The sequence below is a fragment of the Acetobacteraceae bacterium genome (assembly GCA_004843345.1).
Classification (GTDB): Bacteria; Pseudomonadota; Alphaproteobacteria; order Acetobacterales; family Acetobacteraceae.
This window is the reverse complement of record CP039460.1, coordinates 546,346-566,158: the sequence shown is the minus strand read 5'-3', so window position 1 is coordinate 566,158 and position 19,813 is coordinate 546,346. Positions and strand designations below refer to the sequence as shown.

General features: G+C 42.8%; 20 protein-coding genes and 2 tRNA genes. 9 read left to right on the top strand and 13 right to left on the bottom strand.

From position 1 onward, the window contains the following. The first annotated feature begins 119 nt into the window (after positions 1–119). Positions 120–1,421: a hypothetical protein gene (locus tag FAI40_02810; protein ID QCE34353.1), complete on the top strand. Its 1,302-nt coding sequence runs from the start codon at positions 120–122 to the stop codon at positions 1,419–1,421. A gap of 118 nt (positions 1,422–1,539) precedes the next feature. Here FAI40_02810 and mobB read toward each other — a convergent pair whose 3' ends face one another. Together mobB and FAI40_02800 are read right to left on the bottom strand one after the other, a co-directional pair. Next, positions 1,540–2,058 (bottom strand): molybdopterin-guanine dinucleotide biosynthesis protein B, encoded by a 519-nt coding sequence (gene mobB / locus FAI40_02805; GenBank protein QCE34352.1) that lies wholly within the window; start codon positions 2,056–2,058, stop codon positions 1,540–1,542. Next, positions 2,055–2,489: a hypothetical protein gene (locus FAI40_02800; GenBank protein ID QCE34351.1), complete on the bottom strand. Its 435-nt coding sequence runs from the start codon at positions 2,487–2,489 to the stop codon at positions 2,055–2,057. The genes mobB and FAI40_02800 overlap by 4 nt, the downstream gene beginning before the upstream one ends. A gap of 149 nt (positions 2,490–2,638) precedes the next feature. Here FAI40_02800 and FAI40_02795 point away from each other — a divergent pair, with 149 nt between their 5' ends. The 5 genes from FAI40_02795 (at position 2,639) to FAI40_02775 (ending at position 8,247) form a co-directional block, all read left to right on the top strand. After that, on the top strand, positions 2,639–3,400 hold the full coding sequence (locus FAI40_02795; GenBank protein QCE34350.1) for a sel1 repeat family protein: 762 nt from the start codon (positions 2,639–2,641) through the stop codon (positions 3,398–3,400). 105 nt (positions 3,401–3,505) lie between these two features. Further along, complete coding sequence (locus tag FAI40_02790; GenBank protein ID QCE34349.1) at positions 3,506–5,092, top strand: adenosine deaminase; 1,587 nt, start codon at positions 3,506–3,508, stop codon at positions 5,090–5,092. 174 nt (positions 5,093–5,266) lie between these two features. Beyond that, positions 5,267–5,983, top strand: a complete 717-nt coding sequence (locus FAI40_02785; GenBank protein ID QCE34348.1) for a VWA domain-containing protein — start codon at positions 5,267–5,269, stop codon at positions 5,981–5,983. A gap of 14 nt (positions 5,984–5,997) precedes the next feature. Further along, positions 5,998–6,792 (top strand): protein phosphatase 2C domain-containing protein, encoded by a 795-nt coding sequence (locus FAI40_02780; GenBank protein QCE34347.1) that lies wholly within the window; start codon positions 5,998–6,000, stop codon positions 6,790–6,792. Further along, complete coding sequence (locus FAI40_02775; protein ID QCE34346.1) at positions 6,793–8,247, top strand: hypothetical protein; 1,455 nt, start codon at positions 6,793–6,795, stop codon at positions 8,245–8,247. It begins immediately after the preceding gene. A 48-nt stretch (positions 8,248–8,295) separates the two neighbouring features. Here FAI40_02775 and FAI40_02770 read toward each other — a convergent pair whose 3' ends face one another. The 8 genes from FAI40_02770 to FAI40_02735 form a co-directional block, all read right to left on the bottom strand. Beyond that, entirely contained in the window at positions 8,296–9,129 is an 834-nt protein-coding gene (locus tag FAI40_02770; protein ID QCE34345.1) for a hypothetical protein, read from the bottom strand. Next, positions 9,089–9,832 (bottom strand): hypothetical protein, encoded by a 744-nt coding sequence (locus tag FAI40_02765; protein ID QCE34344.1) that lies wholly within the window; start codon positions 9,830–9,832, stop codon positions 9,089–9,091. The genes FAI40_02770 and FAI40_02765 overlap by 41 nt, the downstream gene beginning before the upstream one ends. Continuing rightward, the gene (locus tag FAI40_02760; GenBank protein ID QCE34343.1) at positions 9,753–9,917 is read right to left on the bottom strand and encodes a hypothetical protein; all 165 of its coding nucleotides are present in this window, start codon (positions 9,915–9,917) and stop codon (positions 9,753–9,755) included. Before FAI40_02760 ends, FAI40_02765 begins: the two co-directional genes overlap by 80 nt. Before the next feature lie 251 nt (positions 9,918–10,168). Next, positions 10,169–10,576, bottom strand: coding sequence for a hypothetical protein (locus FAI40_02755; GenBank protein ID QCE34342.1), 408 nt, complete (start codon positions 10,574–10,576; stop codon positions 10,169–10,171). Positions 10,577–10,675: 99 nt separating this feature from the next. Further along, a complete protein-coding gene (locus tag FAI40_02750; protein ID QCE34341.1) occupies positions 10,676–11,437 on the bottom strand; it encodes an SDR family oxidoreductase in 762 nt (253 codons plus the stop codon). Positions 11,438–11,533: 96 nt separating this feature from the next. Beyond that, positions 11,534–11,609, bottom strand: a tRNA-Glu gene (locus tag FAI40_02745). Between the two features lie 71 nt (positions 11,610–11,680). Next, positions 11,681–11,756 (bottom strand) — tRNA-Glu (locus FAI40_02740). A gap of 190 nt (positions 11,757–11,946) precedes the next feature. Further along, complete coding sequence (locus FAI40_02735; protein QCE34340.1) at positions 11,947–12,342, bottom strand: HIT domain-containing protein; 396 nt, start codon at positions 12,340–12,342, stop codon at positions 11,947–11,949. 183 nt (positions 12,343–12,525) lie between these two features. Between FAI40_02735 and FAI40_02730 the strand changes: the two genes are divergently transcribed. The 3 genes from FAI40_02730 (at position 12,526) to ubiM (ending at position 14,453) form a co-directional block, all read left to right on the top strand. After that, positions 12,526–12,801 (top strand): hypothetical protein, encoded by a 276-nt coding sequence (locus FAI40_02730; GenBank protein ID QCE34339.1) that lies wholly within the window; start codon positions 12,526–12,528, stop codon positions 12,799–12,801. After that, positions 12,764–13,126, top strand: a complete 363-nt coding sequence (locus FAI40_02725) for a hypothetical protein (protein QCE34338.1) — start codon at positions 12,764–12,766, stop codon at positions 13,124–13,126. Before FAI40_02730 ends, FAI40_02725 begins: the two co-directional genes overlap by 38 nt. An 88-nt stretch (positions 13,127–13,214) precedes the next feature. Beyond that, entirely contained in the window at positions 13,215–14,453 is a 1,239-nt protein-coding gene (gene ubiM / locus FAI40_02720; protein ID QCE34337.1) for a 5-demethoxyubiquinol-8 5-hydroxylase UbiM, read from the top strand. Positions 14,454–14,527: 74 nt separating this feature from the next. On the opposite strand, the gene FAI40_02715 is transcribed toward ubiM, so the two are convergent. From FAI40_02715 to FAI40_02705, 3 genes are read right to left on the bottom strand one after another with little or no spacing between them, the layout of a single operon-like run. Then, on the bottom strand, positions 14,528–15,793 hold the full coding sequence (locus FAI40_02715; GenBank protein ID QCE34336.1) for a hypothetical protein: 1,266 nt from the start codon (positions 15,791–15,793) through the stop codon (positions 14,528–14,530). 2 nt (positions 15,794–15,795) lie between these two features. Further along, entirely contained in the window at positions 15,796–16,584 is a 789-nt protein-coding gene (locus tag FAI40_02710) for an RNA pseudouridine synthase (protein ID QCE34335.1), read from the bottom strand. 19 nt (positions 16,585–16,603) lie between these two features. Then, entirely contained in the window at positions 16,604–19,555 is a 2,952-nt protein-coding gene (locus FAI40_02705; protein QCE34334.1) for a hypothetical protein, read from the bottom strand. Between the last annotated feature and the right edge of the window lie 258 nt (positions 19,556–19,813).

Below are 19,813 nucleotides of genomic sequence, written 5' to 3'. Positions count from 1 at the left end.
TTATTGTCCTGAATTGAGGGGCAGATTTTGGGAATAGAATGGCATTATTTTTAGAAGTTTTCTCTTAAACGAAAAGCATATTCGAGAAGTTATAAAAATAGTTCTGTCCTATTAGGGATATGAGATTAAATTTTAGAAGATTGGCGCTGTATGGTTCAGCACTCGGAGCATTTTTAGGCACTCAGCTTGTCGCAACTTTTGCGAGGGCAGAAGAAGGCGTGTCTCGTGACGTGGGTGCTGAAAAACGTTTAGAGGGCACAGCTTCTACTGGAAATATTGTCATTGAACAGCAGCCTTTAATTCCTTTCTCACCAGAAGAGTCTCCAACTGTTCCAACGCTGGATCAGCTTAAAGCGCAGCAGGATGCGCTTAATCGGCAAAATGATTTAAAGGAATGGGCAGAAAGAGGAAACACAGCCACAGGGCCAGACCGTTTCGGCATCCAAAATGGGAAAAAAGGAGATAAGATTGTCGAGGCTAAAATATGGAAAAAACTCGATAAATGGGGTGTTTTAGGAGAGGTTGGAAAGTTTTTTACTCAGCCAGTCCCCGAATTTTGGAATCAAGGGACATTGAATGAATCCTTTCCTGCAATGAATGGAAAGGGGCGCTGGTGCGTTGAGCCAATGTTTTTTGGATCGACCCCTTGGGGAAAATTTAATTCAAACGGTCATCATGATACGTCAAAGGGCGCAAATGGTGCGAATAATTATAATAACCTTTGGTGGCTGGCTTATTCGATTACGGATCAGTTTGAAGTGTTTGCAGAGCCGACTTATGATTTGAATTGGAACGGTGGTGCGGGGATGAGCAGTCCACAGATGGCTGATTTGCCGTTTGGGATTAAATATAGAACCAGCTCGACTTACTCGCCTTCTCTGACCTTAACGCTTGGCGCACAAGCCCCAACGGGGAAAGTTGACCGTTTATCCAATCCAAATGATAGCACAGGTTCTGGCACATGGTATTTCACTTTTGGAGTTACCATGATGTATTCTATTCCTGTTTTTGGCCATTCTCTCGTCAGTTCGATTTGGGCAAGTGCCAATCAGGCGACAGGAGATGCCAGAATTCATGGTATGTCCACTTACGGCACAGATGTTGGATTTAATGGCTGGGCAAGTCCAACAGAATTTGGAAGTGTTGGGGAAGGTTTTGAATATGGTCTTACCAAAAAATTTGGTCTTGCACTTGATTTAATGGGCAACTGGGCAGCGCCAACCACAGTTAAAGGTTATGATGCACAAGGAATGTGGTCAAAAAGACGGGGGGAATGGAGCGACCAATTTACAGTCGTGCCTGGCGTTGAATATGCTTTTACCCCTCATTGGGGTGTTGTTGCACAGGTTTCTGTTCCCGTTGTTGGGCGAAACACGAATGCAAATCTAACCCCGCAAATGGCCGTTGTCGCTTTTTATTAAGAATTTTAGGGTTATTTTTAATCAAAAAATTAAAAGAATGACATAAGCCTATTTACAGATCACGAATTTGATCAAACAAAGGCCAGAAGCGATGATTGCTGTTTTCTACGAGCGTCTTTTAAGATGCTTGGTGCGCAAGCCAGTTTTCAATAAAATCAGCAATTTCAGCAGGGTTGTTTAAGTTAAGCTGTTGAACTTGGAGATTTTCTAAAGGGACGTCTGAGGCAACGGCAATCGTATGGGGATCAATCGTAAAATCTTCCAGCGCATGACCAGCTGCCTTCCGAAAAAGCTGGATTTTTGGAATAGGTTCTCTTTTAAAGCCCTCAACAAGAATGAGTTTGAGCGTCCTTGGATCCATTTTTGAGGCAAGATCTTGTAAATCGGGCTCTGTTTCTTCTGGCATTTCTGTCATAAGCGCCCAGCGTTTTGAGCTGGCGACAATGGTTTGATGAGCTCCTGCTTTACGGAGTTCGTAGCTGTCTTTTCCTTTTGTATCAATATCCATTTTGTGATGGGTATGTTTAATCAGGCCAACGGGAATGTTTTTTTGAATTAAAAGTGGAATAAGCTGTTTGAGCAGCGTGGTTTTACCCGTACCGCTCCAAGCGGTGATAGCTAATAAAGGAAGCGTCATTTTTGATCCTGTTCAAAGACGAGTTTAAAAGCAGCGGCTTCATTCCCTGGAGGAACTTGTCCAAGATATTGTCCTTTTTTACCACTGACAGCACCAGATTTTGAGAGACGTCCTAAAAAATTTCCGTCACTTCCAAAGAGATGGCCGTGGCGGGTAATACGCCCTGCGAAAGAACCAAAGCGGTCGTGGAAAGTGCCATCTGAATTGATCTTGCCAATATAGTCGCCTTTTTTATCTGTAAACATGCCGTTTAGCGCTCTATGGCCAAAATAATCCCCATTTTTGCCGTAAAAAGTGCCAAAGGAATCCCGCGTGCCACCTGAATTACTTTTTGTCGTTTTAAACGTTTTAAAAGAGCTTGGCGTATTGACCTGTGTGGGCAGAAGAAGCTGGCGAAGAAACGGAATATGGTTAAGGATTTTTCGAAGCATGACGTTAGGGGGGTCTTGAAAGCGAGGAAAGGTAAGGAAGGCGTGGTATTTTAGCAAGGAAAGGCGCTTCGTTGATAAAATCTTTTTTGAGCGTTGTTTTCTTGAGTAATTTAAAGAATAAAGAAAGTGGTAGCTTCTTCAAAGTGTTTTTGAAGAGTTCCAAACACCGTTTCGGTGAAGATGGATACGATACTCTAATTAGTATGAATGTGATTTTAGAAAAAACAACACGCTTTTTAACCGTGCTTGCGGGATGTTTTGGCCTCTTAACGGGTACGATGGCTTTTGCAATTGTGCCAGAGGAGCTTGATGGACTGGTTCAAAAAGCAGATCAGGGCGATGTTTCAGCGTCTTATGCGCTCGGGGTTGCTTTTTTAAAAGGGGACGGTGTGCCTCAAAATGACTCTCTTGCAGCGCAATATTTTCAGAAAGCCTCGAATCATGGCAGCGCTTTGGCAGAAAATGCTTTGGGCTTGTTGTATGAGGCAGGTAATGGCGTTCCACAGAATAAGGAAAAAGCGACCTCTCTTTTTCAGCAGGCAGCAGCAGAAGGAAATCAGGAAGCACGGATTCACTTAGAGCTTTTACAAGATCAGAAAAAGCCTATGATTGTTTTAAGGCCGAGTTTCAGTGTTTCGCTCCCGCCACAGCCGACAAAAGTTTCAAAAGAAAAGAAATCTTTGGCCTTGAAGCAATCTTCTTTAGAGCCTGTTGCATCTTCGTCAAAAACAGAGGGGATTTCATGGATGGTTCAGCTTTTTGAATTTCTTTTGGGAGGAACGGTTCTTTTTACTCTGTTTAAAGTTTTTCGCCGCCTTTTTGGGAGGTTTTTCGGCGGAAAAAAAGCGAGAAAAGTCTCTCCGCCAACTTCTGCCTACAAAATTGTAAGTGAATTTAAAGGGCGGATGTAAGGCTTTTTTTTTGAAAATCCTATTTTGCGCTTGGGGTGTTTTATATTATAGGAGGTCTCCAAGATAATTAAAATTTTAAAATATAAAGAGAAGGGTAGTTCTGAGATGCCTCATTTAAAAAATCCTAAATTTTCCTTTCGTGCGTTACTGACAGGCGCTGTTTTGGTGTCAGGCTTTTCTTCTTCCTTCGCCTTTGCAAAGGCGCAAAATACATCGCTATCAGATGATGAATCCTTAAATACAATTTTGGAGAGTGTTAAAAATAATCCAAAAGATTTGGAAGCTTTTTTAAAAAGCTTTCCTAAAGGCGCAGACCTTCATAATCATCTTACAGGTGCAATTTATGCTGAGAATTTTTTGCGCTGGGCTTCTGAAGATGGCAACTGCATTTCTGAAAGTAAAAGTGAAATCTTGCCGGAAGCTTGTGCTGTTCCGCCCCAAAAAGATCAGATTCTAGCTAAAAAACTCTTAAAGAATAAAGAGAAAACAGAGAAAATGATCGATGTGATGTCGATGCGTAATTTTGTCTATCATCCCGGTGGAGAAACAGGACATGATCATTTCTTTGCCGCTTTTCATCGTTTTGATGGGTTAAAGCCTGCAAGAATGGGGGATATGTTGGCAGAAGCGAGAGCCAGAGCAGTAGCAGATCATGTGCAATATGCTGAATTTATGGTTGCGCCGACCGTTGTTGAAGCCATTGCCGCAGGTAAGAAATTGCCAGCATCGGATAAAACAGATGATGCACGCTTAGAGGATTGGCGTCAGGCGCTTTCTCCTGAATTGCCCAAATTGGTTGCACAGGCCGAGCGTGAAATTAACGATGCTGAAAAACGCAGTGATGATCTGTTAGGATGCAAGGGAGTAAACCCTCAGCCAGCTTGCAGTGTCAAGGTCCGCTATTTGTATCAGGCGCTTAGAACGTATACGCCATCAGAAGTTTTTGCTGAACTTTCTTTAGGTTATGCGCTTTCGGCGCAGGATCGCCGTGTGGTAGGTGTTGATTTCGCTGAGCCTGAAGATAATAAGGTTGCTGTGCAGGATTACGATCAGCATATGCAAATGTTTGCTTTCTTTAATAAGGCCTATCCTTCTGTGCATTTGTCTTTACATGCTGGGGAGCTTAATCATGATCTCGTGCCAGAAACGGCATTGAAAGATCATATCAGAAAGGCTGTTGAAGTCGCAGGCGCAACTCGTATTGGGCATGGCGTGGATATTGCAGGTGAGGAAAATAGCCAGCAACTCCTTAAAGAAATGTCTGATAAAGGGATTTTGGTTGAGATTAATCTTACTTCCAATGATGAAATTCTTGGCATTAAAGGCAAGGCACATCCTTTGGCGCTTTATGAGCGTTCTCGAGTGCCGGTTGCCCTTTCAACAGATGATGAAGGGGTTTCCCGTGGCAATTTGACGCAGGAGTATATGCGTGCTGTAACGGATCAAAATCAAAATTATGGCGATTTGAAAGCCTTAAGCCGTGCAGGGCTGGAACATGCGTTCCTTTCTGGCAATTCCCTTTGGGCGAAAAATGGTGAACCCGTCAAGTCGTGCAAATCTTCTGTGCAAAAAGCCGTTCTCTCCCGCAGATGTAAGAATTTCTTGGATAAAAATGAGAAAGCCTCTGTTCAGTGGCAGTTAGAAGAGAAATTTAAAGCATTTGAATACAAAGCTTCTCAAGTTAAAGCGTAATCGTTCGGTCTTTTGATAGATGTTTTTAGAGCCTGATGACTTTCTTCCAAAGAGAGAGAATCAGGCTCTTTTTTTGATATTTTTTCGCAAGAAAAATATCCGAGAAGACTTAGAAAAGCTTGTCCTGCCTCCTGTATAGATTTAGAGTGAGGCAGATGAAAATGAATAGATGATATGATTCAAGGGGATGTTATTTTGAGTAATTTTGAACAAGTTCCTTTTTCGGATTTTTCAGCCATTGAGTTCGCTGAAAATCCTGAAAATAGATGTCCTTGCATTCTCCTTTTAGATATTTCTGGATCTATGTCTGCGGGTATGTTTGGTTCAAGAGGTCCAATTGATGATCTCAACGAGGGCGTCCGCCTTTTTAAGTCAGAACTTGAAAAAGATTCTTTGGCGGCCAAGCGTGTGGAGATTTCGATTATTACTTTTGGCGGTGATGTTAAAGTTGCGCAGGAATTTTCAACTGTGGATGAGTTCCATCCGTATGATTTTAAGGCCACAGGCTTAACGCCGATGGGCGAAGCCATTGAAACGGCGATTGATTTGCTTCGAAACCGCAAGTCTCAATATCAGGCGAATGGGGTGAAATATTACCGCCCTTGGATTTTTATGATTACCGATGGCGGTCCAAATGATGATGTCACACGGGCGATGGAGCTGATTAAAAAAGGCGAGATGACTAAGGAATTTGCGTTTTTTGCGATTGGGGTCAAGGATGCCGATATGGATATTTTGACCGAGCTCTCTGTCCGTGCGCCTTTAAAGCTTCAAGGCGTGAAGTTTAATGAGCTGTTTAGCTGGCTTTCCAGTTCTCTCAGCTCTGTCTCACGATCCCGTCCCGGGGAAACGGTCGCATTGCCTTCGCCTTCAGGATGGGCTGAAATTTAAAAGGGGTTTTGAGCATGAAGCCTTGGTATTGGATGATTGCCTCTAAAATTGGCACGAGCCATCTTAAAAATAAGACAGCGTGCCAAGATGCCGCTGTTGCTTTTCCAATTTCACCGCCCTTGTTTTCCAGATATAAAAGTTTTTATTTTGCTGCAATCGTGAGCGATGGTGCAGGCAGTACCTCTCACGGCGGAGAGGGCGCTAAAATTGCCTGCTTTTTTTTGAAAAATAAAATTCGGCGTTATTTTAAAAAATCGTCTTTTTTGCCAACAGAAAGCCTCTTGCGGGAATGGGTATTAGAGGCCAGAGAAGCGATTCAAAAAGCCGCTTTAAAAGCAGGAAATGAATTAATTTTAAAAGATTATGCCTGCACTTTAGTTTTATTTCTAAGCAATGGAAAACAGCAAATCAGCGCCCATATTGGGGACGGGGCGATTGTGACCTGTGATGAGTCACAGGAATGGGAATGCTTTTCTGCGCCACATCATGGGGAATATGCTTCCACAACTTATTTCTTAACCGATGATGTCCCTGCAATCCGTATTTCCACCTCGGAGAAAAAGATTAAAGGGGTTTGCGTTTTTAGCGATGGGATTGAAGCTTTGGCTTTGAATTTATCTAATAATACAGCGCATCAGCCTTTTTTTAAAACGCTGGCAGGGCCGATGGGACTTGCCAGCAAGAAGAAAAAAGCGGGTTGTGACAGAGGATTATCGCAAATGCTGGGGGCTTTGTTGGAAAGTGAAAAAGTGTGCGCCCGCACAGATGATGATAAAACGTTGATTCTGGCGAAGGTAAAGCAACGATAAATGACGGTTTCTGCTTATTACCTTAATGGACGTCCAATTGAACTCGGCGCAAAGCTTGGCAGTGGTGGCGAGGGGGACGTTTATGAAATTAAAAATGATCCTAAAGTTGCCGTAAAAATTTATAAAAAGGATAAGGCTGAATCACGAGCTTCTAAAATCCGTTTTATGATTCAGCAGCGTTTGGCGGAAAAGGCAGGAAAGATGGTTGCTTTTCCACAAGCGATCATCACGGATAGTAAGGGCGATTTTTGCGGTTTTTCGATGCAGAAAGTTCTGGGCTATTTCCCAGTACATGAGCTTTACAGTCCTAAGAGCAGGCGTTTAAAGTTTCCGCAACAGGATTACCGCTTTCTAGTTCACACAACGCAAAATATTATTCGTGCGATTGCCAATGTCCACCGTGCAGGCTGTGTGATTGGGGATATTAACCATTCTGGTATTTTAATTTCCAAAGAGGGATTAGCGGTTCTTATTGATACGGATTCTTTTCAAATCAATGATGGGCGCAAAATTTATAATTGCCAAGTTGGGGTTGAGGAATACACAGCGCCCGAGCTTCAAGGGCACTCTTTAACCAAAACGCTTCGCACAGAAAACCATGACTGTTTTGCGCTGGCGATTTTGATTTTTTACCTTTTGGGCATGGGGAGGCATCCTTTTGCAGGAACAGACCCTGATGATCCGAATAAAGAGCTTGGCCACCAAATTAGAGATTATCAATTTTCCTATTCCTTGCAGCATTCTGTTACAAATCACCCGCCAAAAGCTTCGGTGCTTTTGAAAGATTTTCCTATTGAAATAAGAAGATATTTTGAGCAGGCTTTTGGCGCACGCAAGGGAGGCTATTTCCGTAAAAAAACCTTATTGCCTTTTCAACGTCCGACGGCGCTCCAATGGGTGGAAGCTTTGGGAGAAATGCAGAGGACATTGAAACAATGCCGTTCCAACCCTCAGCATTATTATCCAGAAGCCAGCCATTCTTGTCCTTGGTGTCGTATCCGCAAGGAAACGGGCGTGGATTATTTTGGAACAAATGCTCAACAGCAGAAACAAAATAATCTCATTAGTTTAAAACAGGCTGCACAGGCACATAATCCACAAGCTGCCTGCGCATTGGGATTACGCTATTTTGAAGGCATAGGGGTTTCTAAAGATTATCAGGAAGCCTTCAGGTGGCTTCAACAGGCTGAAAAACATGGCAGTTCAGAGGCTTGTTTCAATCTTGGCGTGATTTTCTATCAAGGGCATGGCATTGGGAAAAATTTAGATATTGCCCGAAAATATTTTGAAAAAGCCGTGATGATGGGGGACGTGGACGCGAATTATAATCTCGGCGTGATGTATTATAACGGTGAAGGTGTTTCCCGAAATCTCGCAACAGCGAGTAAATATTTAAAAAAAGCAGCGATGAAAGGCCATCACTTGGCCAAAGGCCTGCTGGACGCCATGGCGTAAAAAATTAGATCAAAATAGGTTTTCTTCTGTTTGCTTGCTTATTTTTTATCAAGACGAAGAAAATCCACTTTTTTCGAGCATTTTTTTATAATGCAGTGATGCACCGCTTTTTTCAAAAATTAACTCAAATGCGTTTAGCCATATGTTAAGTGGTTCATTAGGATCGATAGCAAGAGGGTCTTCAATAGAATGTGATCCTGTGTTGAGGCTACGATAAAGAACGTTTATGCAGTGTTGTTTATCTTCAGGTAAATCGTTAAATTCTGATCCTTTGGAGAAATCATTTTTAAATTGTAGGAATGTTTCAAGGATACGTCGCATTGCATTTCGGACACTAATACAAATAACTGGGTCAGAGCTGTCCTTATTTTTTTGGGCTTCTGCAATAATGCACCAGAGAGCCTGATAATTGTTTTTTATAGGGTTTATTTCCTCTGTTTCTTTTTTATTCAATAATGGAGGCAAAAGGGCAGTTCCTTTTTCTGTCTTTCTAAGGCGAATATATCTTATCTCTTTTGGTGGAATACATTTAAGGAAATTCGTATCTGTGATTTCTAAGTAAAATTGGAGATTCTGTGTCAGAATAGTAATAATATTCTGGCCATTAGAATCGTTTTTTAATGGCTCAAAGATATTTTTTTTAATTAAGACGGTAACAAAAAAAAGAACTGCACTGTCCATCGATGAAATAGGATCGTCAATGATAATTATACTTTTTTCTGTATTATGTTGTTTTTGGTTTTTTATGCTTTCAATAAAATAAAGAAACGCTAAAAAATTACGCTCACCTTCGTTAAGATCATCTTCTACTTCTACGAATTTACCATTGGGACGTCGTAGTTTATATTTTCCAATATGGTGTATGTGTTCTTGATTCGTCATCCGGAACAAGCTCAAAATTATAAAAACCAGAGCTTCTTAAGATGCTGTTAATGGCGTTGATACTTGGTTTAGAGGATGTTAAATTATCTTCTATCTCAGAAATTTTTGCTTGAACTAAATTTTTATTTTCACAGTCCTTTTGGCTTTTAAGCCTAATTTCTTTTATATTTTTACAAATTTCTGAGTCTTCTTTTTCCCATTGTTTAATATCAGAATTTGTTTTTCTTCGGAGATAGGATTTTAGTTTTGTTTTGAAATTTTCTTGCTCTGACTTTCGGTTTTCGATTAGCGAATTGTGTCGTTCAAGAATATTCCTTATTTCTTGAATATCATTTTTGATCCCTTCTAGGGGAGGGATAGATATTTCAGGAGTGAGAGATGGAGAATTTATTTTTTTATCTATTTGGGAAGAAATATTCGTTAATGAGACAAGGAGATTTTCTTTTTGAAGAGAAAATCTTTGAAAAATTGTTTTGAGTGCAATTTCTTGACAGCCTGCATTTTCATATTCTCTTAGGTCATAGTTTGAAAGATATACTTCAAATTTTTTTGTCGTATTAGAGAAACGTTCTTTTAATTGCTGAAGTGATTTAAGTTGATTTTCATAAGTTTCATCAAATATTTCACGAATATTGTTTTGTAATTTGTTGCTGGCAGAAAGGGCAATGTTGTTTGTCTTTTTGTAAATATAGTTCAAGCCCATGTTTTACCCAGTCTATGTTGTCTAATTTTTTGAAAGCTTGGGCTAAGTCACTTTTGGAAACAGCGGTGATAGTTTTTTTTAGCATTTCCAAATCGTCTTCACTGAGGATAGGAGTAGAAAAAATATCTATTTTTGGTAAAGAGACGGTGATGGAATCCTTGTTCCATAAAGCCTTATATTATTCCTTCAGAAGATCAAAAATTATATCATTTGAGTTAGGTGATGTCTCTTGTATTTCTTCAAAAACTTTAGCCTTATTGCCACTTGAACCATAAGATTTAGGTAGAGCATCTTTAAAGGTATTTCTTTCGTTAGAAGTAGTATTCCATATCTGCTCTATGATACTTTTTTTACTGTTTTTTGCTTACTTTCCAGATTTGTTACATCAGCGTTCAATTCTGTAATTGTTTGGCTTAGCTCGTTAAATTCTTCTTTTTTCCTTTTTAGTCTGTCCTGATCTTCGATAATTTCTTCTTTAAAAGAAATAACGGGTGTTAGTTCTTCTTCGGAGGTGCAACGGATTTCTCTTTTTATAAAATCAATATTAAAAACATGTATGTTGTAATCCGTGTAATCCGCTTCGGTTTGTTCTTTGATTTTTCTTGAAATACTCGTTTTGCCAGAGCCATTTGAGCCAAAAATAAAGTTAAGTGTTGAAAGGTCTAGCGTTTTAGTATTTTCATGGTCAAAGTTTTCTATTTCTAAGAGATTTATAGATAACGTTGAATTGTTAATATTTCGCATCAAAATTAACCTCAAAATAGAAATAATTTTTGCAGTTTATCACTTTTCCATTTGCGCACTAGTGTCTTTTTTAAAAGGCAATTTTATTGACAATAGTGGTTAGTGTCCTGCGGTAATGCCGCCATCAATAGTAATCACTGTGCCTGTGATGAATTTCATTTGAGGGGAACATAAGCCGATGACAAGCTCTGCAATTTCTTCAGATGTGCCGTAGCGTTTCATTGGAATTTGCTGTTTAAAGGCGGTGTCATTGGCTTCTGTTTGCGTAAATTCATGAACGAGAGGTGTCTCTACGGGGCCTGGTGCAATGGCATTGATAGCAATTTTGTCATTGGCATAGTCCAAAGCGGCTGCATTTGCAAAGCCAATCAGTCCCGCAATAGAGGCCGTGTTAAGGATACGGCATTGTCCGCCGGCGCCTGCTTCTGTTTTGAATTTTTCAATCGTTTGACGCATGAGGGGAATTTCATGCTTCATCGCAAAAAAGACGCCATCGACATTGACCTGCATCATGCGTTGATAAGCGTCAGAATTGATGTCTGCTAAAGGGCCTAAAGCGGAATCCGCCATGCCGGCATTGTTAAAGGCAATGTCTAAACGTCCAAATTTTTCGAAAGTTTGAGAAAGGGCAGATTTGAGATTGTCTTCTTGAGAGACATCACAATTTTCAATAATGAGGGGTGCGAGATGTCCAGCCTGTGTGATGTTTTGAGCGGTTTCTTCAAGAGGCGCTTTTTTTCGGCCAACCAAAACGGTTTGCGCCCCTAATTCTGCAAAGGCAAGCGCTGTGGCTGGACCAATCCCTGAGCCTGCCCCTGTGATAAAAACAACTTTTTGCTTAAAAATAGCCAAATCTGTCATGCTATTCCCCTTAAATTTCAATTCAAATTTCTTTTCAAGAGTAAAGAAGTGTAAGTCTTGTTTAAAGAGAGATTATTTAACAAATCTAAATATAAATGGCGTCTCGTACGGGATTCGAACCCGTGTTGCCGCCGTGAAAGGGCGGTGTCCTAGGCCTCTAGACGAACGAGACAAGAGCCTTTATGACCACTTATATTTGCATTAAATAGAGTGGAATAAACAGGATATTCCTTACAAAAAGGATGGCGTCTCGTACGGGATTCGAACCCGTGTTGCCGCCGTGAAAGGGCGGTGTCCTAGGCCTCTAGACGAACGAGACAAGAGCCTGTTGGGTGAGACCACTCTTAGAGCAATTCTCGCCCTAATGGCAAGCGAAAAAACAAAAAAACAGTATTTTTTGTCTTTTTTCTCTCTTTTTGTTTCAATTTTTTTCAAAAGAAGGCGATAAAGTGAAAAATTCTGACAGAATCCTCTTTTGAAAATCAGCGCTTAAAAAGGTGCTGTTTCTGTTAGGCTTTGGTATTAAGGGAGGCGAGTTTTTCACCACCGAGGATATGAACATGGAAATGTTCAACCTCCTGTCCCGAAGCAGGACCTTTGTTGGTAATGAGCCGGAAGCCTGCCAAATTTTTATCTTTTGTTTCTTCGAGATAGTGTTCTTCTAAAAGGCTGGCGACTTCTTGCGTAAGATTCCAAAAGGCATGATGCTCTTTTGGAGAGGCATTCACATTAAAGTCTGAGAAATTACGGTAAGGCCCTGTTGGAATGACCAACGCATGAAATTTTGCCTGTGGCTGAATATTGTAAAAGGCAATGGCATATTCATTTCGGGCAATAATTTTCGCAGGGATCGCACCTTTGATGATTTTTGCAAAAATATTATTTGGATCGTAGGGTGTTACCATTAGTTTTTCCTTTTTAAAATTCACGCTCGAGTTAATTATTCAAATTAAGATTTAGAGATTGGCATAAGGCCTGCAAATCAGGTTAAGATGTTTCTCAGGCTTTTGCCAGACTTATTCCCTACGGCTTTAGTCTAGAGTCTCAGTTAATAGTTAATATTATTTTTTAGGGAACTTCAAATTTTTATGGCAAACTCAGTACCAAATTCGCTAGAAGCGCTTTTGTCTCGCCAGTCGATAGATTCACTTCAAGCGCCTGCTCCTCAAGGCGAAATCTTGGAGGCAATTTTAAAATCAGGCCTTTGTGCGCCAGATCACGGGCGTATTCGTCCCTGGCGCTGGGTGACGGTTTCTGGGGAAGAAAATTGTACTTCTCTGGGTAAAAAAGTCGCAGAGGCTTTGAAGCGTCAAGCTCTCGCAACGGATGAAAAAAAAACTGTCCCGTTTGGAGAGGCGTTTTAGCTCTGCTCCTATGGCAATTGTGATTGGTGGCGAATTTATTCCGGATTGTCCTATCCCCCGTTCAGAACAGGAATATTCTGTGGCTGCAGGGGCAATGAATATTCTGAATGCTTTGAGCTTTTCAGGTTTTGGCGGCATTTGGATTAGCGGTGCTTATGGAGAAGATGCACAGCTTAGAAAAGCACTTGGGCTTGAAGAAGATTCTGAGCGTGGGGGTATATTGGGAATTATCCTTGCAGGTTCTATTCCAGAAAAGGTTGCTGCGCTTGGTAAGAAGAAGCGTCCAGCTTTGGAAGATCATGTTCTTTCTTGGCCAAAACGCTAGAAGCTGTTTCGAAAATATCGTAAAGAAGTAGAGTAATTATTTCTTAAAAAGGGGTATGGGCGCCCGATTGCCCATTGAGGAGAACGAGATGGAAAACGCTCAAAGACAATCATTCGATATTCTCATTGGCGGTGGTGGGCCTGCGGGTCTTGCAACGGCCTTATCTTTTGCAAGAGATGGCTGGCAGGTGGCCCTCATTGAAAAAGCACCAGAGAATGTTCTTGCTGATCCGTCTTTTGATGGGCGTGAAATTGCCTTGACTCACCATAGCCGTAAATGGCTTGAGGATGCTGGCGTTTGGGAAAAATTTCCGCAGGAATGTATTTGCCCCATGTATCAGGCACGGGTTGAAAGTGGCAATGGGGGATCCTCTCCCTTGGTTTTTGAAGCGCCCCATTCTCTTTTTAAGCGTAAATCTGGAACAGAAAGCAAAGAGTTAGGCTGGCTGGTTGCAAACCACCTTATTCGTAAGGCGCTTTATGAACGCGTCAAAGAGGAATCTGACAATATTACGCTGATTGCAGGTCATTCTATTTCAAGAACACGACAAACAAATCAGGGGCAGGAACTTGAGGTGCGTCTTGATAATGGGGACACATTGTCTGGACGTTTGTTGGTCGTTGCGGATGGCCGCTTCTCCAATCTGCGTAAAAATGCAGGGATTGGCATTATTTTGCATGATTTCCATTCAAGCGTTTTGGTTTGCCGTGTTGCGCATCATGTTCCGCATGAGAATATTGCCCTTCAATGGTTTACAGAAGGCAAGACTGTTGCGCTTTTGCCTGTGGCTGAAATGACAGAGGACGGGCGTTACCAGTCCTCACTCGTTTTGACGATGAAGCCCGAAGAAATCACGCATTTACAGGAATGTGATGAGGAAACATTTAATCGGGAAGTTTCCATTATGAGTGAAGACCGTTATGGGTCTTTAGCGTTGACAAGTCCACGGATTGCTTATCCGCTGAAAGCTGTGTATGCGCACCGTTTCTATGCGCCAAGGATGGCTTTGGTGGGGGATGCTGCGGTTGGGATGCATCCGATTACAGCGCATGGTTTTAATTTTGGCCTTAAAGCGCAAGAGATTTTAGCGGCGGAAGTGATGGCTACACCAGATGCCGATCCGGGAAATCCTGTTGCCTTGAAGAAATTCTGCCATAAATTAAGATTGGAAACTTTCCCTCTCTTTGCGGCAACCAATGCGATTGGCGCTATTTATACACGTGATGAGAAACCCTTCTTGGCCGCAAGAAAAATTGGTTTGAAAATTGCGAACCGTCTCACGCCATTCAAAAATCGTATTGCACGGGCTTTGATGGATAATCGGTAATTTCTAAATTTTTGCGATTGAAATCAGAACGGCCAGCTAAAAGCTGGCCGTTTGTTTTTTTTTGCATATTATATTTAGAGGGGAGAAGAAGTCTGATTTTTGCCATGGGTTACAATCATACGGCACGCTTGTTCAATTTGCGGTTTTAGCGCAGGCAAGGCGTTTTTGATGGCTTCTGCAATCGCGGCCATATTTTCTGGGCTCGCATCTTCTGCACGGCCAGCAAGAGCGGCCGGGAGAGGAATATTTAAACGGACATAATCAATGTTCGGATCATTTGCGAGATATAAATCGATGGCTTTATTCCCAGCGCTACGTTCTGCGCTCGCAAGATTATTGAGGAAGGCAAATCTTTCCTGTGCTGTTTTGGGTTGTTTGACTTGGCTGATTTTTGAATTTTTAAACGCATTTCCGCTGATCTGACCTGTGCCAAGAGAAATGACGTGCAGGCGTAGATCGGAGGATTTTATTTTTGTCTCTTTTTCTAAGGAAAGTGCATTTAGACGTGCTTCGGTAATGCCTAAAAGCGTTGGGTTAGACTGATAAACACCCCCATCGGAAGTACTGAAATGATAGGGTTGCGCTCCCGAAGCAGGAATAGCGGACCATTCATAAAAAGGGAAGAGGGCAGGCACCATGCTGCTGGAGGCAACAAGATTGGACATTTCCATAGGATTTTCCCATTTAATCGCTTTACCATTTGCCTCTTTGATTTGGTAAATGCCACGGTTTCGGGTGGCAAAAACCCCTCCAGCATTTTGATCGTAGAAGGAAATGGCAAAATCCGTCAGGGCTTCCTTATTTGTATGATTTTTAAAGACTTCTTTGCTCATTTCACTCAGGTTTGAGCTCGGATAAAGCACACCATGTTTTCGGTAGGTTTCCAGTGGATTTTTACCAGATTGGGTAAAGATTTTACGGCCAAGCGTTTGATAGAGGGCAATAATCTGATCGATAGACATTGCACGATTTGGCGCAGTATCTTGTTGCGTCTTTTCGGTGTCATCTATAGGGGTGACAAGCAGGCCTGTCAGGACGGACCCTGCGGACGTTCCCGAAATGACATCAAAATAATCTGCCAGCTGAATTTTGTCGGGGTCTTGTTTTTCAACTGTGCCAACGCATTGGGCCACCTGTTTGAGCATGATGGCAGGAATGATGCCAAACATGCCACCGCCATCAATAGAGAGAAGAAGACGATCTTTTGCTGGTGCTGTTGTCTTTTTTAAGGGTTTTTGAGAAGGAGAATGCGTTTCCGCAGCGATGGCTGGACGCATCGCAGTAAGACTGACGGCAGCACATAGTCCAAAGAGAAGTGAAGATTTAAAATGAGAAAACATAATTATTCTTTTTTAAAAGGAAATTCAGGAGAAATTTGTTTTAAAAGTGACAGCATGAAGGCTGGGGGAGGCATGGTTGCTTGGATTTTTTCACCCGATGGAAGTGCTAGAAATAGGGTGCGGGCAAGAAGGCATAAAGGTGTGTTTTGCTCACCTTTGTCTCTGGAAGTGTAAAGAGGATCGCCCAGAATAGCAGCGCCAAGTGTTTGGCAATGCACTCGTGCTTGATGGGTTCGGCCTGTGATAAGTTCCAGTTCCAGCCAAGTCTTGCCTTGGCCTTTTCCAAGAATTTTCCATTTTGTTTTGGCTGGGAGAAGATTTTTTTGAAGGCTCGGTGGCGGTGCTTTTTTCTCTGTGTACGCTTGCATAAACCATTTATGCTGTTGGCGGATTTTGTGCAGTGGAAAATTGATTTCCCCTTCTTCCCCAATTTGCTTTTTAAGCTCTCCGTCTAAAATTGCCCAATAGTTTTTTTTGAGATGAGAATTTGTTTTAGGAGCTGAAAAGAGGGTTTGCGCAGCAATCAGAGCTGTCTTACGCCGTGCAATGAGGAGGCAGCCTGCGGTGTCATGGTCAAGGCGATGAACGAGCCAAGGACCTCCCCGTTTTTGAGGTTGTAAATAATCTTCAACACTTTTGTGTTGCGGATTGGATTTTGAGGGATAAACCCCCATGCCAGCAGGTTTCGCAATAACCGCAAAATGGAAAGAGAGATAGAGAAGGGGAAGCCGCTGGTCGTTCTGGCGGAAAAATCTTTCTCCTCCTTCTCTGAAAGGCAATGAGACGTTCATCTAATTCTTTGCAGAAGGATTAGAAAGGTGCGCCATGTTCATTTTCTTCGCTTTCTGTAAAGACATCATCATTGGCAAATCCGTCTTCTTCTTTTTCTGGAAGAGGGGCTTTGCGACCGTAAATTTCCCTTTTGCCGCTTGGAGATGCTGGGCCGACAATCCCGTCTTCTTCCATCATTTCAATGATTTTAGAAGCACGGTTATACCCAATGCTGAGCTGACGCTGAAGGAAACTTGCTGTCGCACGTTTATGCTTAAAGATGATGTCAATGGCATCTTCATAAAGCTCATCTTTATCACCGCCTGGACCGTTATTGGAATCAGAGGAGCTGCTGCCTTTACTATTATCTTCTGTGGCAGCTTCCTCCATTTTTTGGGCGATATCCGCGTTGTAGATAGGTGCGCGTTTATTGCGTAAATCATTCGCAACAGCATCCACTTCCTCTTCACTGATGAAGGGGCCATGCAGACGGATGATAGGCTTTCCTGTGAGGCGGAAGAGCATATCGCCGTTTCCGAGGAGCTGTTCTCCGCCAGGGGCATCTAAAACGATACGGGAATCAATTTTATTGGTGACTTGGAAGGCAATACGGCTCGGGAAGTTGGCTTTAATCAAACCCGTAATCACATCTGCGGAGGGTCTTTGTGTCGCAATAATCAAGTGAATACCGCAGGCACGGGCTTTCTGCGCCAAGCGGACAACACCGGCTTCAATTTCTTTGCCTTTGCCATCTGACATCATCAAATCCGCCATTTCATCAATCACAATGACGATATAGGGCAAATGTTCACTTGGAAGCTCAAGCTCCTCGGTAATGGGAAGGCCCGTTTGGGGGTCGTTGCCACTATGGTAGGTGCGGATAGGGGAGAGACGTCCCTCACGGATTTCTTTAGCACGGTGATTATAATTGACAATATTACGCACACCAGCATCGGCTAGAAACTGATAGCGGCGTTCCATCTCGCCAACCGCCCAACGCAACGCACCGAGTGCTTTATCAGCCTCTGTGATAACGGGCGTTAGAAGGTGGGGAATTCCTTCATACAGGGAGAATTCCAATTTTTTTGGATCGACCAGAATCATTTTACAGTCATCAGGACTTAAACGGAAAAGCAATGAAAGCAGCATGGCATTCATGCCGACTGATTTCCCTGACCCTGTTGTTCCAGCCACCATGAGATGCGGCATTTTTGCAAGGTCGGCATAGATTGGTTTGCCCGTGACGTTTTTACCTAACGCTAATTCCAGCATTCCTGTGCTGGAGGTCCAAGTGGGATTGCTGAGAAGCTCCACAAAGGAAACCATATCCCGCATATAATTTGGCACTTCTAAGCCAACGGTGTTTCTGCCAGGCACACGGGTAATGCGGACATTGGCAACGGCGAGGGAGCGTGCAATATCATCGCTCAGCGCTGCAATCTGGCTTTCTCTTGTGCCCGCAACAGGACGGAATTCAAATAAAGTTGCCACAGGGCCACGCCGGATCGCAACCACTTGACCTTTAATTTTATATTGGGAAAGAACTACCTCCAGATTATCTCCCATTTCTTTGAGATCTTCTTCCGTTGGAATATCCTCATTTGGGGGACGGTCTTCAAGAAGAGACAGAGAAGGCCGAATCCAGTTTTCTGTGGAGTAAGGAGAGGCTGATGAGGAGGCTGGCGGAGCTTGCGGCACAGGCGGTGCTGGTGGCGGAGGCGCAATGTGTGAAGCCGCAACGGCAGAAGGCTCTTGCCGAACAGGGGCAGATTCATAGACAGGTGTTGGCTGAACCTGTGGCGTGATAGGTGCTGATGCTGCCGGTACAGGCTGGGCGTGAGGTGTCGTTGGTTGAGAATATGGATGGGCTGGCGAGACCGTTGGAATGGGGGGTCTATGTCCTGCTTGCCAAGGGTGGTCTGTACGTTTCTCCTGATCGGTATCGCGTTGGAAAACTTCGTCTTCATCTTCATCAGAACGGTGCAGATTATAGGTGTTCCGAACAGTTGGTGTGCCTAGATATTGCGGCTCATGCGAGGCCATTGGATCTGTGAACGAAGTAGGGGAGGGGCGGTTTGGAAAAAATTTCCCTAAAGAGGTGGCTGCTGGCATTTCTGCCTGAAGTTCCTCTTCTGGTTTGAAAGGCGGTTGCGCCTGTACTTCCCGTGTCTCTGATTGCGATTGGGCAACAGAGAGGTCAACGTGATTTTCTTCTAAAATTGTTGGCGCTGCTGTTGTTTCGTGTACCTGAGAGGTCTCTTGATTCTCAGAGTGTTTTTCTGAAAGGATTGGTGACTCTTCTACCGCAGCCAAGGGCGATCTGTCTGGCACAAGCGGTTCAAAAGGACTTATATTTACGTTAGAAGGTTTGGGAGAAAACCAAGGGTTTTCTGTAGATGTTTTGGCATTATTTTGTGCTTTTGAGGGCGCAAAAGCAGGTTCATTCGGCGGTTGAATGTCTGAAAATGGACTATCTCCAAAGGCTTGTCTGCGAGAACGCCTTTTGCCAGTCTTTTCTGGGGAAAAATAATGATAGATTTGGGAAAAAGGTTTGCCAACGGCGAGCCAATAGTCTGCTGGCATTTTAAAGGCCAGCATCCCCATGACAGCACCTAAAATAAGCACCAAAAGGATAAGAATAACGGCAGCCTGCGGTGGAATTTTCAAATCGGGTGTGAGAGAAAAAACAGTGAGCAGTTTACTGCCGATAAAATCACCGACACGGCCTCCTAAAGAATAACCTGGAACAAACATTTTCCATGTTGTCAGGCCATCAGGGAAGAAGAAAATCCATTCAAAAAGGCTGGCAAAGGCAGCGCCTGAAAACAGAAAACCAAGAGCGCCAAGGATGCGTGTAACGAGATGGCCGGGTTTTCCTGCGTAGATGAGTTGAAGTCCCCATCCGCCAAAAATAACAACCAGTAAAAAAGAGGCGATACCGAAAATATGTAAAAGCACGTTAGAAATATCCGCTCCTAGAATACCAGTCATGTTCTGAACAGCGTTGCCGTTCGCTGTGTCTAAATTGGGATCAGAATGATCAAATGTTATAATGGCAAGGAAAAGGCAATTTGCGCAAATGAGAAAGCAAAGTCCAATAGCTAACCCAAAAAATCCCTTTATATAGCCAATAACCTTATTTAAGGGATGAGGCCGATCCTCGTCTTCTGTCGGTGGGAAAGAATCTTGATAGTCAAACCGATCCCCTGCCGCATCGTCATTTCGATGCCTTCGAAACCCATATTGGTT